Consider the following 16565-nt stretch of genomic DNA (forward strand, 5'->3'; position numbering starts at 1 on the left):
TCACTCCTCTAAACAAAATCTAATGTCTGGTAACTCACCCCCACTGATTCAAACCCTGACCCCAGACCGTTGGGCAGGGTGGAGCATGGACTTTATCGGGGCAGGCTATATCGCTTTATTTGTCAAAAATGGTCGGTGTGTGCGGGTATGGAAACCAGGGCGTCATGTCAGCTTTGCCCTACCCTGGCTAGAAAAATGTGAACTGCTCCTAGTAGACAGCAAACTCCGGCACTTGCCCATTACCTCTCAGGGAGACTTTCTATCCCGGGATCAGTATCTTGTCAATGTCTCTTTGAATGTAATGTATCAAGTCGTAGATGCCAAACGAGTTGCCCTAGAAATATCTGACCCCATTGCTGCCCTAACTAGTGCCGTTAAAGATAGTTTAGGAGTAGCAATTAGTCACCTGAGGATGGAACAGTTAACCAATCAGGGACGAGTAGAAGTCCGACAATACGTTCTCGACCATGTTGACGTTTACTATACCGTAGGCTTTTCCATCGAAGATGTGCGAGTCAGTGACATCAGCTTTCCTAACACACGGGGGATAATTCGTCAAGTCGAAGGGATGAGTGCTCGACAGGAAGCAGAACATGAAGCCGTCCTAAAAATGCAGATTGCCAATGCTGGTCGCCCAGAACTCTCCCCACCACCAATCCAGCAAGTCAATATCCTCCCTGGTGGAGAAGCTAACTCTAAACACGCCATTGTCAATCAAGAAGTACCTAGGGCTACAATTCCAGACGAATCAGCCGCCACACCCAGTCTGCCGATTCGCGATCAACCAGTACTTGCCCCAACCGTACTTTTTTCCAATCCTACCCCACCAAGCAAGGGGCGTTTAGTAAACCCTTCATCCGGTACCATCATTGTTTTGTCTGCTAATCCTTTCACCATTGGCAGAGAACCCACGAACACCCTAGTGTTAGAAGATGCGATGTGTTCTCGCAACCATGCCCAAATTCTCCAAATTCCAGAGCCTCAGGACAAAGTGCGCTATCAAATCATTGATGTTGGTAGTTCCAATGGTACTTTTGTGGACCAACAGCGGCTTACCTCCCATCAACCCTTTTGGCTCAGTGCAGGAAATGTGATCCAGATTGGTAATCAGGAATGGACTTTCCAGTTACCTTGAGCAGTTGATCCGCATCTAATACTCTACGAGGCAGCATGACCGTAAACGTAGTGCCAACACTGACATCACTGTTTAGACTAATTGTCCCGCCATGGATATCGACACATTTTTTGACAATAGCTAACCCCAGTCCAGTACCAGAAATATTTTCTACATTCGAGCCATGACCGGAACATATTCTTCCCCAATATGGGAGCTAATCGGGATTAGTTCTATAGTTCCCACTTTTCTAGGCAAGAGCGTCAACCAACAAACTGCGTAAAAATTGGGTTCGATTACCCATTACCTATTACCAGTTGGGTTAACGGGGGTATTCAACCCTGATTAGGTATGGCTATCGATGCTTGATTAACAGCTTTTGTGATAATATACGGGTATATTGCGATTGGGGCTGTGGCTCAGCTGGATAGAGCAAGCGCCTCCTGAAAAATCGGGCACCATGGAAGAAATTCCGTGAGTGAATGTGGTCAAATTCGGTGAAACCTAAGGGGTATTTAGCTTACTCAGTACTCTAAGGCAATACCGAGCCAAGCCTGAATCTGTGTGCGAGTCATCGCCCTTGGTTAAATGCAGGAAGGTGGAGAGACTAGACGGCCACCACCTAAGGGGTATTAACCTTAAGGGGTATTAACCTAGGGTGAAGGTATAGTCCAGAGAGTGGGGAAACTCACACCAATCTGAAGCGCTAGGTCGCCGGTTCGAATCCGGCCAGTCCCGTTGATAAGCTGTTAGCTATTAGGTAAGTTAACTAAATTCAAGAACTACTTCAATACTTCTTCTAATTGGTGCTGCTCCCAAAGAAAGCGATAAATACCAGGTTGTTGTAGAAGTTCACCATGAGAACCAGTTTGGACAATTTCCCCTGCGTCCATGACCAAAATCCGGTCAGCCTTGGCAGCAGCTGAAAGTTGATGGGAGATAAAAATTACAGTTTTGCGCTGGACTCCTTCCGAGAGATTGTCCAGAATTTGGGTTGCTGTCTGATTATCCACACTGGAAAGGGCATCATCAAGAATCAGCACTGGTGCATCCATCAGCAGAGCTCTAGCTAAAGCAGTACGTTGTCGCTGCCCCCCAGAGAGGGTTATTCCCCTTTCCCCAACAATTGTTTCGTACTGCTGGGGGAAATTCATAATTTCCGGGTGAATTTGGGATTGCGAAGCTGCGTATTCTACCTCTGAGTGTTCGCTGATTGGTATACCGTAGCAGATATTGTTTTTAATGCTAGTGCTGAACAAGAAGCTGTCTTGAGGAACATATGCGATCGCATTCCGCAAGTCCTGCAAGGGCAGCTTAGTAGTATCATATCCATCCAAAAACAGTTGACTAGCTTGAATATCCAGCAAACGAGGCAAGGCATTAGCCAGGGTAGATTTTCCACAACCAATGGCTCCCACAATCGCTACTGTCTCACCTGCATTAATCGTGAAGCTAACATTTTTCAGGGCAGGAGTTTTGCTGCCGGGGTAAGTGTAACTCAAGTTTACAGCCTTGAGCTTACCCCTTACTGGCGTTGGCAGGCTAACCGAATCTGGGGCATTTGTAATCCGAGGCTGAGCCAAGAGAATCGACTCAATACGATCAATACTCACTTCACCACGTTGATAAGCAGTGATGGTAAACCCTAGCAGTGCTGTGGGGAAGACTAAACGTTCAGTGTAAATAATCAGCGCCACAAAGTCACCAATACTAATAGCACCGGACTCAATGGAACCAGGACCAATGCTTAACAGCACCAGTAAGCTGAGGTAGGTAAGAGCCTCAATTATTGGAAACAGAAAGTTTCGTGTTCTTGCCAAATTGAGATTTGCTACCAAAAGCTGCTGATTGAGTTGATGGAACGCACGACGCTCGTTTTCTTCCTGAGCGTATATTTTAATCATGGCGATACCACTCATATCTTCCTGAATCAGCTCACTGAGGTTAGAAAGTTTCTCCTGGACTACTTGTTGTTGGCTTCGCAGTTTCTCACTAAATAGCTTGACAATGATCAACATCAATGGATAAACCGCCAACGCTAAGAACGTTAACCACGGATCAATGGCAATCATAACCGGCACGGTCAAAGAGTAGGCAAACACTGTATTTGCCAGACTCAAAACTGCAAACCCCAATAGACGCCGAATATTATCCACATCACTGGTGGCTCGGTTAATCAAATCACCTATTGTGTTCTGAGAAAAATAGGCTGGTTCCAATGTCAGCAAATGCTTAAAAATCCGCTGCTTCAGGTCAAATTCAACTTTGCGCCCCACTCCAAACAATAGGATGCGCGAAACCATCCGAATCCCCCACATCAATGAGGTGAGTATCAAAATAAGCAGCACAAAGCTAGAGACTTGGTCAAAGCTCAAAGTTTGACTCAACTTGTCAATAGTATCCCTGATCAGTAAGGGGATATAAACACCAAGTCCATTGACAATAAGGAGGGCAAAAATACCTAGGGCTGACTGTCGCCAGTATGGGCGCAGGTAAAGCAGCAGTTTTTTTAGACGGGAATTCAGCATGTTACAATACTATACAATTCCAGTCCTGGTTACAATATTCAACCATACCCCTCCTTTAGGCTTAACCTTTCACCAAAAATTCGGGGAGTAATTACCCTCAATGGAACCGCAGATCAGGATAAATCATCGACCCTTACTGAAGGTGAGAGCTGAGGGTGGTATCGGTTTACTTCCAATTAAACCAGAAACCCACACTATACCCGATCGGGTTAATGTGGGTAGTTAACATCAGGTGCAACATTTAACCTGTACAAACCTACTTACAAGCAGATAGGACGATGGTATAGCAAAGCGTGAAAACTAATGGTTGTTGCCGACAAAGCAATGCCAAAAGCATTGCGCTAATTTTATTGATGGAGGCTCTCGGCCTACTCTCAAACCGCACTGTAACTTCACTCAGTCCATTATTTTACGTCGCTTAACTTACGACCAGCTTATCAGCTTTTAGTTCTTCGTTGGGCGGTAGTGTTCCCTTGTTAAACAAGTTACTAACTTATTTCAGTGTAAAACAATGAATAGTGTTTGACAAGGTTTAGATAGCTATAAGGCTAATAGTTGCACCTCTATATGTCAAGAAACATCTCTTGCGGTCGGCGATTCAACTTCTGTGCCGGTAACTCGTCCTCCTCGTAGTTGGAACAAAATATTGCTAAAGAAGGTGTTAATTACCCCGGTAGTCTGCTCAAGGGCTCCGATAGAAGGAATAAAAGCTCGGATGCCAATGGCTTGATTGGGTGGAACAAGTTGAGCCAACACAGCGTCCCTAGGGAAAGGACTAGCATTAGTAGTAAGCTGAATTGATTCCCCATTGGGGACAAATGCAGTGAGGGTTTCCTCCTGCCACCCAATTGTTTTCGCCATTTGAACCGCAGGTTGGTTTTGAACGACTCCAGGCCCGAGAAGTTGAGCCAGCCGATTAGATAGAAAAGGGGTGCTGGCCACAAGCAAGACAAAAAATCCCGTCCAAATCAAGGTAGGTCCTGGGTTAGAGATCTTGTCACCTTTAATTCGCATTGCTCCTAGGAACCAAAGCAGAATTGCTAAGCCCAATGGTTGAAAGGGAAGTGAGAGAATTGTCCATATCGGTGAAACCAGGGCATTGGTTGGGGTGAAAAACAGCAGGACAATGATGGCAAAAACCAAAAAACCCCCAAGCCAGGTGAAATACTGTTTAGGGATGATTTCGAGCAGCAGCTTGGCGAGCAAAAATCCAAGCACTACCCATAGCAGGACTAGAAATAGTAGTTGCATAAGTGAATACCATTGTAAGTTTTTGACCGTTAGCTGTTTGTTGTGGAAGTTTGATCCGACAACTCAACGTCCTATCCGGCTAGTCGTATTCGGCTAATTGATAAACTGTGGTAATTTGATAGGCATACATCCCTCAAATTGGGGGGACATGCTCAGTTTGAGGAATCTCTCAACAGGTAAATCACCCCAGTCTGAATTGCCTTAACACCGGCATTATACTTGCCATTGGCTGAAAAGCGTCACTTTGAAATTGGTGTGAGTGCGATCAAACTAGGAAACGTTTTCTGTCAAAGGGGTTGAAATTTTGCTAGTTCAACCAATAATCATAGAATACTCTTGGCGAATTAAGAGGGGATATTCGGATCTGACCCCATTTAATAGCAGACTAGGCAAGACTTCATACTCCATGTCTATCTGTCTCGCGCCGATATTGATGGCCGATATTGATGGCCGATATTGATGTTTGTTTGATTGAAAACGTTGCCGGTGGATAAACCAGCTCAAATGGGAAACACTACATACAACACGACTCCTACCATACAAGAGTCTCTGACGGTGGAAAACCGCATCAGTCGTTTGGAATTAATTGTTGGACAAATCGGAGAGGCAGTACTTGCCACTACCGAAACCATAGACCGTCTGGCTGACCGAGTCGATAACTTTGTGATTCAAGTGCAAAACCAAGGGCAGCAAGTTCAACAACAAGGCTACCAGCTTTTTGCTCTAAGTGATGCGGTGCAAACCTTGGCAGAAACTCAAAATGAGTCTCTAAAACAGCTTGAGCAAGTCACACAAACCTTGCAAAAGCTTGCTGCAGCTATTGAAACAGGGGAACACTGACCTTCCTTGCCCTTGATTTAAGCACCAAGCTTGTCTATTGAGACTGGGTATGGGGTGTCAGCGAACGGCTGTGCGGTTACAAGAAGGCTAAAGCCCTTTTTTACCATACTTTCGCCTGTCAAAACCGCTCAAAACTTTTGGGGATTATTTACAGGTTTATTGACAATAAATTGCTCAATGTCAGCCTAGACCCACCCGCTCACCCTATCCTGACTCTGAGCGCCGTGCATTGAAGAGTGGAGTGTTGTGGAATTCAAGCTAAAGCTTTTCAGCATGGTAAAAATATGCTACCACAACGAGAGTACCCAAAACTGATTAGGAGAGCATTAATGCATTTTCCAACGCGGTACTTCCTCCTTGTTACGGTGAGTGTACTCATGAGCTTATTGACCGTTAGCTGTAGTGGCCAAAAAGTTGAATGTCAGAAGATTATTGAAGTGGCGAACCAGGCAGTTGAAGAAGCTAAAACCCTGACTAATGGTGGAGAATCAAGCGATCCCGAGGCAATGCTCCAGGCAGCTGATGCTATGGAGGGGGCATCTCAAGACATGGAATCGATAATAGTTAAGGACGAACAGCTCCAAGACTATCAAGCTGGTTTTATTAAGATGTATCGCAATACCAGCAAGGCGACTCGCGACTTTGTAGAGGCTTTTAAGAAGCAAGACCGCTCAGCTGCTGAGGAAGCCTTGAGCAATTTGCAGAAAGCCACCACCCCAGAACCAAAATTAGTGGCGGATATTAATACCTATTGCTCAGCTAACTAGGGGGTTGAAACAATTAATAAAACCCTATTATTACCTCGACGTCTGTATTGCCAGACAGGTTGTTTAGATTTCTTGTGGCGGGCTGACTGCGCTATAGAATCGCCGTCTAGAGCGCAGCTGAAAAACCCTATATTTTTATATCCTGCTTAGGCAATACCCAAAATACCGTATCTGCTAGGTCTATCGTAAATTTACCATTGAAGTCTATGGTATGTTTCGTTTGTCAAGTACTGCTATTAGTATATTTAAACAATCTGCCGTTGATATCTCATGAAATATGCCTTGGTTCATGAGTGGTTGACTCCCAAAGCAACTGGTGGCTCGGAACTGGTAGTTCAAGAAATACTCAAACACATTGATGCCGACCTGTACGCCCTGATTGATTTTGAATCAACCAATCCCCAGAGTTATCTATATCAGCGTTCTATTGGCACAACCTTCCTACAGAACTTACCCTTCGCTCGTAACGGGGTTCAGAAATATCTGCCGCTGCTACCCTTAGCGATTGAACAGCTGGAACTAGGGGAGTATGATGTTATTCTCTCCTCTTCCCATGCTGTTGCCAAGGGTGTCCTTACTAGTCCCCAACAACTGCATATCTGCTACTGCCATACGCCCATGCGTTATGCCTGGGACTTGACGTTTGATTATTTGCGCAGTAGTGCTATGGGACAGGGTTTTCCAGGGTTGATCACTCGCTATCTGCTTCATCGGTTACGTCAGTGGGACGTGATTACAGCAAATCGGGTGGATTACTTTATTGCCAACTCTCATCACACAGCACGGCGGATCTGGCGCTGCTATCGGCGTAGGGCTGAAGTGATTTACCCACCGGTTAATATTGAACGTTTTCCTTTCCAGGAAGAAAAAGAAGATTTTTATCTGACCGTTTCCCGGATAGTAAGTTACAAACAAGTATCTTTAATTGTTCAAGCTTTTAATCAACTGGGATACCCTCTAGTGGTGATTGGTGATGGCTCAGATTTAGCAGGGATTCGCAACTTGGCTCACAAGAATGTAAAATTTTTGGGATTTCAACCCAATCAGGTGGTTGAGCAGTATATGGCTAAAGCTAAAGGGTTTGTCTATGCTGCCTGTGAGGATTTCGGCATTGCCCTGGTGGAAGCCCAAGCTTGTGGTACGCCGGTGATTGCCTATGGTGCTGGTGGGGCACTAGAAACAGTTCTAGATATTCGGCAACATTTAGACAGTGGTACAGGTCTATTGTTTCCAGACCAAAGCTCAGAGGCTTTGATTGAAGCCATGGAAACCTTTGAGACCTTGGCAGGAAAGTTTAATCGGGAAGCGAGCCGGTTAAACGCTGCCAAATTTGCCCCCAACATTTTTGCTGATCGCTACCTGACATTTCTGGAAAAGTGTTATCAAGACTACCAGTTTTAATTTCTCTGGTAAAAAATTAAATATCCGAGCTGGCTATGGGCTATAGCGAGTGTCTCGTAGCTTTATGATTATGACGTGTGGTGTGAATTGAAGGAGTGAGATGACTGCCGAAAGCCAACTTAACTCCGTCAAGATATTGCGAGCATTCGTGAAGCGAGGTTTTCAGCCCCTCGCTTCACGTCGTATACACAAGAATCTGACTCGCTATCGCTTAGACGGAAATTTTGCCAAGCGACTGTTTGATGTTACCTTTTCCCTATCAGTTCTGATTTCGTTTTTTCCCGTTTACCTGCTACTGGCATTGCTAATTATGATCAGCTCACCTGGACCAATTTTTTATGTTCAGGAGCGGGTGGGTAAAGACTACAAACCTTTTGCTTGCCTGAAATTCAGAACTATGGTGGAAAATGCAGACGAAATGTTGCTAGAGATGATCGAAAAATCCCCTCAGATACGAGAGGAATTTCAGGATAATTACAAGCTCAAGGATGATCCTCGAATTACTGGAATTGGAAAATTTCTACGGCTGACTAGCTTAGATGAGTTTCCTCAGTTCTGGAATGTACTCAACGGACAGATGAGTGTGGTTGGTCCAAGACCGTTAGTGCCAGAGGAATTGCCCAAATACGGGCGTCACATGGATAAAGTCTTGAGAATTCGACCCGGAATTACTGGCTTATGGCAGGTTTCTGGACGCAATGACATACCTTACCACCGCCGTGTGCAAATTGATGTTTACTATGTCAGTTTCCGGAATTTTTGGCTGGATTTATGGATCATATTGAAAACCATTGGTGTTATTATTTTTCCCAAAAATAACGGTGCTTACTAGAGGTAACTGGTACCTGCTAGAGGAGAGATTAGGTAATGGGTAATGGGTAATGGGTAATAAGCCCAGTTGCCAATTACCCATTACTGATACCAAGTTGCTCTCAAACCTATTATTTAACCTATTATTTATTGCTTAAGGGCTCAATTGAACGGAATGGGGAGATGGGAGTAAACAAGCTCCTATCTACTACCTATAAATGCAACTCGGTATGATTACCCACTATCAGCATAGTTTGTTGATATGATCGCCCTATCAAAGCGGAGGGAAGATCAGATGAACAAAGCAGAACTACGCCGATCCCTGCTTCAAAAGCGCCAGTCTATGTCTGTAGAAGAATGGCGGCAAAAAAGCGATCGCATTTGTACCCATCTGCAATCTGGCGTCCTAGTGACCCAGCCACAAACAGTCTTAGCCTATTTCAGTTTTCGAAAAGAACCAGATCTAAGTCCCCTATTTACAGACACTAAGCACTGTTGGGGACTACCGAGATGTGTGGGAAAATCTCTCTTATGGCATACCTGGAAGGCGGGCGAACCCTTGCAAAAAGGAAATTACGGTATTTTAGAACCATTACCTAATTCTACCAGCCTAGAGCCAAAGGATGTGAATTTAATCCTTGTCCCCGCTGTGGCTTGTGACCAGCGGGGGTATCGTTTGGGCTACGGTGGTGGTTTCTATGACCGATTGCTTAATTCACCAGAGTGGGATTCTATTCCTAGGATCGGCATTGTATTTGAATTTGCCTATATACCTCAACTACCCATTGATCAGTGGGATAAAGACTTGCACAGTGTTTGTACAGAAACAGGATTCAAGAAGGTGGAACAGATCTGAAATTCTGTGTTTTATACTGTTTAATACTCTTTGTCTACAAAAACTGGAGACTTCGTACTTCATTTAGGAGACGACTGACAATTAAGTGCTCCCTTTGGATAAGCAATACGTTGGTGATTATATTGTTGCCAAACTCTGATGAAGACTTGGGCAATTTTTGATAAATCCTGTCGGGTTAGCCCAGAATCCACTAATTGGTTGTCCTGCCAGCGAGCTTTGAGAATTTTATTGACCACCGTAAGAGCCGTTTCCGGAGTAACCTCTTTGAGTGAGCGTAGAGCCGCTTCACAGGCGTCAGCTAACATAACTACACCAGTTTCCTGGGACTGGGGAATTGGACCGTCATAACGAAAATATGACTCGTCCACAGACCCAGTACCTTCGAGTTGGGCTTTTTGCTGAGCCTGGAAATAAAAATAGGAAATCAGCAATTTCCCTTGATGTTCTGGGATAAAGTCCCGCACTGCCTTGGGTAACTGGTGCTTACGAGCCATAACCAGTCCTTCGGTAACGTGCTTTTTGATAATTTCAGCACTCTTGAAAGGATCATTAATCTCATCATGCTTGTTCGGACCACCCATTTGATTTTCTATAAACCCTAACGGATCGTGCATTTTACCAATGTCATGGTAGAGCGTACCTGCCCGAACCAGTTCCACATTACAATGGAGTTCTTGAGCCGCTGCTTCTGCCAAAGAAGCAACAAACAGAGTATGTTGAAACGTTCCAGGTGCCTCAGTAGCTAGACGCTTGAGCAGAGGACGGTTGGGATTAGACAATTCTGCCAGACGAATTGGTGTTACCAGGTCAAACAAACGTTCCAGGTAAGGTGATAGCCCCAGGGCGACAATACTCCAAGCTAACCCAGATAAACCTAATAACAAAGCTCCTGGCAGAACTGCAGACCAAATTGTACTAGCCGTGGCACTAATAATCAGATTGATAATCAGGGAAACCACACCTTGAGTTAAGCCCACCCCAACTCCGAGCAGAGCCAATTCCTCTCGCGATCGCATTCGTCCTGCCATCAAGGCACCCAGTAAACCACCAGCAACATTTGCCAGTACTTGTTCTCCAGTGACTTCCATACTAAAGGTCACTAAGCCTGTCAGTAAAACCACCACTGTCACGCCCATGGTAGACCCATAAAAGTTCCCTACTAACAAACCAATAGCAGGCATAGTGTAGGGAATCTCGAAGAAGGGACTCTTGAAAAGTATTGATATTGGCATACTCAGGGTCAGTAGCAATACCAAAATGTAGTCCCGCCGCCTCCATTTAGGGTGAACTCGCCGTTGCACTAAGGCAAAAATGCCCACCGTAGTAGTAACCAAACCACCAAATCCCATCAAACCCAGCCAGTTAATTCCTCGACGGCTTAAGTCAAAATAATCCAGTAGTACAAATTCTGTTTGAGTGATGGTTTCGCCTGCGGTTACAATCACATCTCCTTTACGCACTGAAACCATCATTGGTTCCACTTTTTCTGCTGCCTGTTCTGCTATGAGCTTGGTTAATTCCTTATTTTCGATCAAGTTGGGTTCTAAAACTCTGACTAGTAAATACTTGGCTAGTGGTTGAGCTTCCTGGGGCATAAGGCTAGTCAAGTTTACCTTCACGGTCTCTTGGATCAGATTTGGTGGTAATCCTGGAACAATACCTTGGGTCAGGATGCGACTAGCAGCCTGCTTAATGACTATGCGGGTTTTTTGCCAATCTTGATCTGATAGATCCAGTACGGAAACATCATCTAGGCTACTGAATTCAGGGCTAAGGTATTGTGACAGCTGAGGCAACACCTGAGCGTACTGTTGCCGAGCAGCAGATATTGACTCAATCAGAGCTGAGAACTCTTGTTCAGAAGACTTTTGACGGTAGCTTTGCAGTTCACTTACTGCCTCAACAAAAGCTTTATTTAATGAATTTTCTGCCGGAGTAGGTGGTTTGGCTTCAGCATCAAACCCGTTGCCATGGTTATCGATATCTGAAAATGCCAAGATAGCCCGCCATTCCCATTCCTTACTTTGCCGCAGATACCGCTGGGTGGCGATGGATAGTACATCAGTCTTTACAAAAGGAAAAACACCGCTGTTAGTGCGCAGTTCTTCCACAGCGTCCAGAGACTGCTCAAGATTTTGATAAATTCTTTCTGTAACAGATTGGTCAATCATCAAAACTGGTTGAGCACCTCTTTGAGCTTCTTTGCGTCTCTCAGCCGTCGTCTTAGAGTCCTCAACCAGAGCATCGAATGGTGCCCGGATTGTCTGTGGTGCTACTGTGTCTTCACCTAGCTGTGGCTGATTGTAAAAGCGCCCTCCCATAACACTGGTCAGGGAAACCACTGCTAAAGTCCACATTACAGGTAGAGTAATTTTCTGTTGAAGTTGATGCTGGCTTTTGCCCCAATTTTTTCCTGAAGTTAGGCTAGTGGAACTGCCTTCACCATGCCTTGGAGACTCTGTGAGCTGTAGAGATTGTCCTTTTAAATTCTCCTGCTGTGATTGGCTAACTGAGGATTTGGCAGCACTAGAGGAGTTAAATCCCAAAAAACTGCGAAGGTGCTGAGATGTTCGCCGTAATTGCGTGATCGGCTGCGTCAGCGAATTTAACGTTTTCATAGCACAAGAATGGCAATGTCTGGTAACAGTAGCGGTCTGCTCACAATTTGCTGTGTGGTGGTGGCATTTTGCTTAAAGACATCTACATTTATTGATTATTCATAAAAAACACTGGAAAGTTTTCCTCCACTCATTTTAAATCCACTCATTTGACATGGGTAGAGCGCAGGTTGCGTGGGAAACTTCCAGTTACAATCACGCCTTGTATACTGTAACAGTAACTGGAGTTTACGAACAGAAAACTTTATTAAAGTGGTATAGACTGACTTTACGCCGATTATGGTTTCGTGGTTACCTTGGTCAATTCCCATGGCTATTGCTTGGGTTTGACTTCCAGATGATTCACAGACCAACTTCACCGTAAATACGCCTACGTCATTATTTACAACTTTAGCTTTTCTTTCTTTAATCGATTCCCTAGGGGAACTTGGGGTAATTGGCATTAGTTGCTGTCGAGTTGGTGATCAAATAGCTACTCGCATTGAGATAATCCTCAATCATGGAGTTGTAAGTCCCCTTGACCACCTAATCCAAGCGGTGCCACCCTAGGCCGCGAGGGATTGCTCGCGGCCTAGGAGGCGCGCACCTTGATGATTCCGATCCTTAACCGCGACTGAAGTAAGCAGTCTTGCAGATACTCCAGCTTAGGGGTTGTGGCTGGAAGTTCTTACCAGGATTAGGCTCAATCGTCTAGTCACACTTAGGCTTAAGTCTTACCCCATAAGCACCCTTTATTGCGGGGTCAGTAACAGAATATAATTCCAGACTTGACTGATTTTTAGTTTACAAAACTCAGAAGCCAGTGTTTTTTTTAGATCATCTTAGTTTAACTGGTTTATATTAGTTTTACCTATAGCTGTGGTAGCAAATTCAACACCACGGGTGCAACACAGGCCATGAAAATTTTATCTACCATCACGTTTCAGGCTACAGCCCCTTGTAGGTAAAACTTCATTTTTGGTTTGAAAGTCCTTTGATTGAACAGCTTATCGAGATCCGATCACCCTTGGTGCTACCACAGCTAGCTTCTGAAACTGAGCTATCGCTGAAACGTCATATACACCTGACCACACTGCCAACAACTGGTCTGCTAATTGCCATGGGTCAACCCCAGTAATGTTGAGGTTAAGAGCCACCAGCCAGGGCACTGGAATACTGATGATACCGTTATAGGCACCAGCTAAAGCACCTGTTAAGGCAGCAGTAGTTTGTGATTGATAGCCTGTAAGAGCTGCACGAGTTACACAGAGGCGAAAATCTTCTGGGGTGTTTAGGAAACAGTACAATGCTAAGGCAATCGATAAAGAGCAGTCATCCTCAGACTCATTTCTACGCCTTTGCTCTCGACGCAGCTGGATAACAGTTTGTTCTAAACTTGCCCCAAGCTCCAGTAGACTTTGTAATTGTTCCAATTGTTCCACCCAGGTATTTTGATTTTCATAGTTCCCTAGGTAGGCAATGATTCGGGAAATCAGGTTAGGGCAGTCAAGTTTTTCGGTAAGAGCGATCGCTATTGCCCAAGCTATTGTCAAGACACTCTCAAACCTTTGAGAATCATTTTGCCAAATTGCTGCCGCCTGTAGCAGCTTTTGGCGCAACTTGACTTCATCTTCATGAAAAAATAATGCTATTGGTAAGGTTGCTACTGCTGCTTCGCTACTGTTGGCAGTCCCTTTTAATGAAAGGATAGAGGGTTGAGCCTTTTCACAGTGAACTAACCAATCTCCTAAATCGAGGTTGCCACAGCGAATCAAACTTTCAATACCACAAGTAGCAATCTTGCTCCAATCGGAAATCGCCTTACTCAGACCAGCATCCCCAAGGGAAAGCGGTCGAAATCTTACTTGAGCTGGTGGTAACTTTTGGCAGCCACTCCCAGCCAGGATTTCTCCCACAAGGCTACCTAACAAGGCACCTCTAAATCGGTTCAAAAGTGAGTACCGCATCCATATTTTGTCAAGAAATCTACTGTGCTTTTAAATTGCCTTTTTCAACCCGCAAGGCAGCACCCATCACCTTTTCGATTTTAATTACCAATCGATTTTCTCAATGTAAGAACTAGAGCCTGTAACCCCAGTCTATAGCTGTTAGCTCCAAAACCACTAATCTGACCGACTACCACTGGTGCCATTAACGAATGATGTCTAAAGGCTTCTCGTTTATAGATGTTGCTCAGATGAACTTCTACAGTTGGCAAGGCTACCGCAGCTATTGCATCTCGAATAGCCACACTGGTATGGGTATAAGCACCAGCATTAATTAAAATCCCCTCGTGGTTTCCTAAAGCTCCATGTATCCTATCGACTAAGATACCTTCATGATTAGACTGCAAGGCTGTCACGCTTGCCTCAAGCCTTTGCCCTTCTTGCTCTAGGAGATAGTTAATCTCATCCAAGGTTACAGATCCATAAATACCTGGTTCTCGCTGTCCCAGTAAATTAAGATTGGGACCATGGAGAACCAGGATACTTAGACGTTTTAGAGGATCACCGGACACAATAACTATCTAATTCCGACGACACCTTGGGTCATTAACAGGAATGGGTATTGGTTCTGGTTCAGGCTGAGCCTCAGGACCTAATAGCGCTTCAATAAGCTTGCGCGCCCATTCTTGAATTTTTTCCAAAACCTTTTCTATATAGTCCATCAAGCAAAAAGCTCCTATAAGACCACTTGTATCTTTTCTTTTACACTTTCAGTTCCGATACTTTTTAGCTACCAAAATCTACTTTGCAGATTTTAGCCCACTAATGCAAGCTGCTCTCGCAGCCAGGGGGTATCTCCCAAGGCCAAGATAGGTTTTGTTCCGCTCTTGGCGCATAAATCTGTGTTTAATAGAAAACGCAACCACTATCATTAAAGCTTTGGTTTTCGGCTTCAATTCAAGTTACAGAATGTTTTCAATGACACTAGATTCCTAATCAAAGTCTAACCTATTTTTGTAGATACTGCAAGATATTTGTAGAAAATCGTCAACAGTGGCTAGCCCTAACAGGTTAAAAACCATCACTGCTTTTTGAGCAGCTCAGCAAGGGAATCAGTCTTGCCTAAAGGTTTTTGCCTTGACCATGACTCTGAGAAAGCAAAAAGAACAAAGTGTTGTATCTATTATGTTACTAAGGCTAGCACATTTTATACAATTCATTCAACCAAGATACATTAACCGTGTTTATACCCTCACCAGCATCAGACCTATCAGTTGCCTGACTCAGTCAGTAATATTTGGCGAAAGGCTTGCCTGGTTTCGGGCTTCAAATAATTCTGTTGTAAGGTTTGCCACTGCTGCCATGATTTGTAGCGGTTGGCCTGTAGTAACTGAGCCAGCTGGGGAGCCTTATGTTTTAGGTCTGAGTCAAAGACAGAGTTTAAGAATTCGTCTAAAACCATACTGTCCTGAATATCACCTAAGATGCCTTGAATTTGCTTCATATCTTCCACATAGTCCTTATAGGTAGGACTATATAGTTCAGTAAATAGATTCATTTGGTAACGCACCCGCTTGGCTTGCTTACGTAGATCGTGAATCATTGCTCCACGAATGGCTAGCAATGACTCAACTGCTGCTGGTTTCAGCTGCTTGGGAGTTTGGCTACCAGTATCCTGAAGATCAACGCCCACTAGCCAAGCGGGGTGGAGTAACAGGCGGCTGACAATGGGTAAGAGTAAATCAGGTAATACCGCAGCCGCTGGCATCTGAGCCATTTCTTTATAGGTGGGTTTTTTGAGCCACCGTTTTAAGGTTTGCTTAAGCTTTTGGTGTGGCTTACCTTGCAGAGCTTCCCGAACTTGTGTTAAAGCTTTGCACCGCTTTTTTTCCAAGTAAACGTAAGCTTGCTTCAATGCTTTCCGTTCTTTGGTGGGTAACTTGGGTTGGTAACCTTTGTGGAGGGTTTCTTGGAGGACATCTAGATCTCGAAGACTGCCTAAAATACGGGCAATCTTACCAATCTGTTTTTCAGAGGCTGCTTTGGGCAAGTCTAAGGCAGGGGTAAAACTAGTGACGGCGGTACGCAAGCGCCGCATTCCGATACGCATTTGGTGCAGCTGTTCTGGATCTCGATCTTGGAGAACGGCGGCTTCGTGACTAAGCATTTTCTGGAAGTGTTTCTCAATTCCCAGATAACTCCATTCTCCAATGGTTTTGCTTTGGGGTAATACTAGTTTGTTCATCGTCCCAGTCTGACGTCTAGCAAGCCAGACTCTTGAGATTGAGGTTGAGTGGACTCAGGATAGTCACAGTCCAAACCTTTACCTAAAGTTAACCAAAAGCCCACTTTGATTAACTTTACGTTAAGGATAAAAATAATGTTTTGTATTATTACTTATTCAGAGAATATTGTCAAGTTATGATCAGACTTTGCATAGAGGTTTGCAGCTCAT

General features: G+C 44.5%; 12 protein-coding genes and 2 pseudogenes. 6 read left to right on the plus strand and 8 right to left on the minus strand.

The window, feature by feature from the left end:
* Positions 1–22 precede the first annotated feature (22 nt).
* On the plus strand, positions 23–1135 hold the full coding sequence (locus tag F6K57_RS21475; RefSeq protein WP_293046676.1) for an FHA domain-containing protein: 1113 nt from the start codon (positions 23–25) through the stop codon (positions 1133–1135).
* Here F6K57_RS21475 and F6K57_RS21480 read toward each other — a convergent pair.
* From F6K57_RS21480 to F6K57_RS21490, 3 genes and pseudogenes are all read right to left on the minus strand, one after another.
* Positions 1077–1298: pseudogene (locus F6K57_RS21480) on the minus strand (ATP-binding protein); the annotation flags it as partial. The gene F6K57_RS21475 and the pseudogene F6K57_RS21480 sit on opposite strands and share 59 nt — an antisense overlap.
* Positions 1299–1896: 598 nt before the next feature.
* A complete protein-coding gene (locus F6K57_RS21485; protein WP_293070575.1) occupies positions 1897–3642 on the minus strand; it encodes an ABC transporter ATP-binding protein in 1746 nt (581 codons plus the stop codon).
* Between the two features lie 570 nt (positions 3643–4212).
* Positions 4213–4893 (minus strand): hypothetical protein, encoded by a 681-nt coding sequence (locus tag F6K57_RS21490; protein WP_293070577.1) that lies wholly within the window; start codon positions 4891–4893, stop codon positions 4213–4215.
* A 504-nt stretch (positions 4894–5397) separates the two neighbouring features.
* On the opposite strand from F6K57_RS21490, the gene F6K57_RS21495 reads away from it, so the two are divergent.
* From F6K57_RS21495 to F6K57_RS21515, 5 genes are all read left to right on the plus strand, one after another.
* Complete coding sequence (locus tag F6K57_RS21495) at positions 5398–5733, plus strand: hypothetical protein (protein ID WP_293025354.1); 336 nt, start codon at positions 5398–5400, stop codon at positions 5731–5733.
* Positions 5734–6110: 377 nt separating this feature from the next.
* Positions 6111–6500, plus strand: coding sequence for a hypothetical protein (locus tag F6K57_RS21500; protein ID WP_293070579.1), 390 nt, complete (start codon positions 6111–6113; stop codon positions 6498–6500).
* Positions 6501–6770: 270 nt separating this feature from the next.
* On the plus strand, positions 6771–7901 hold the full coding sequence (locus tag F6K57_RS21505; protein WP_293025352.1) for a glycosyltransferase: 1131 nt from the start codon (positions 6771–6773) through the stop codon (positions 7899–7901).
* Between the two features lie 100 nt (positions 7902–8001).
* Positions 8002–8733 carry a sugar transferase gene (locus F6K57_RS21510; protein WP_293025351.1) on the plus strand — a complete coding sequence of 244 codons (732 nt, stop codon included), beginning with the start codon at positions 8002–8004 and terminating at the stop codon, positions 8731–8733.
* 273 nt (positions 8734–9006) lie between these two features.
* On the plus strand, positions 9007–9567 hold the full coding sequence (locus F6K57_RS21515) for a 5-formyltetrahydrofolate cyclo-ligase (RefSeq protein ID WP_293025350.1): 561 nt from the start codon (positions 9007–9009) through the stop codon (positions 9565–9567).
* 59 nt (positions 9568–9626) lie between these two features.
* Here F6K57_RS21515 and F6K57_RS21520 read toward each other — a convergent pair whose 3' ends face one another.
* The 5 genes and pseudogenes from F6K57_RS21520 to F6K57_RS21540 all read right to left on the minus strand — a co-directional run bounded on the left by F6K57_RS21520 (position 9627) and on the right by F6K57_RS21540 (position 16355).
* On the minus strand, positions 9627–12113 hold the full coding sequence (locus tag F6K57_RS21520) for an HDIG domain-containing metalloprotein (protein WP_364303714.1): 2487 nt from the start codon (positions 12111–12113) through the stop codon (positions 9627–9629).
* A 167-nt stretch (positions 12114–12280) separates the two neighbouring features.
* A pseudogene (locus tag F6K57_RS21525) lies at positions 12281–12631 on the minus strand (RRXRR domain-containing protein); the annotation flags it as partial.
* A gap of 540 nt (positions 12632–13171) precedes the next feature.
* Entirely contained in the window at positions 13172–14131 is a 960-nt protein-coding gene (locus F6K57_RS21530; RefSeq protein ID WP_293025348.1) for an ADP-ribosylglycohydrolase family protein, read from the minus strand.
* Positions 14132–14211: 80 nt separating this feature from the next.
* Positions 14212–14682, minus strand: coding sequence for a type II 3-dehydroquinate dehydratase (gene aroQ, locus F6K57_RS21535; RefSeq protein ID WP_293070583.1), 471 nt, complete (start codon positions 14680–14682; stop codon positions 14212–14214).
* 698 nt (positions 14683–15380) lie between these two features.
* Complete coding sequence (locus F6K57_RS21540; protein ID WP_293025346.1) at positions 15381–16355, minus strand: CHAD domain-containing protein; 975 nt, start codon at positions 16353–16355, stop codon at positions 15381–15383.
* Between the last annotated feature and the right edge of the window lie 210 nt (positions 16356–16565).

Source organism: Moorena sp. SIO4A5, assembly GCF_010672005.1.
Classification (GTDB): domain Bacteria; phylum Cyanobacteriota; class Cyanobacteriia; order Cyanobacteriales; family Coleofasciculaceae; genus Moorena.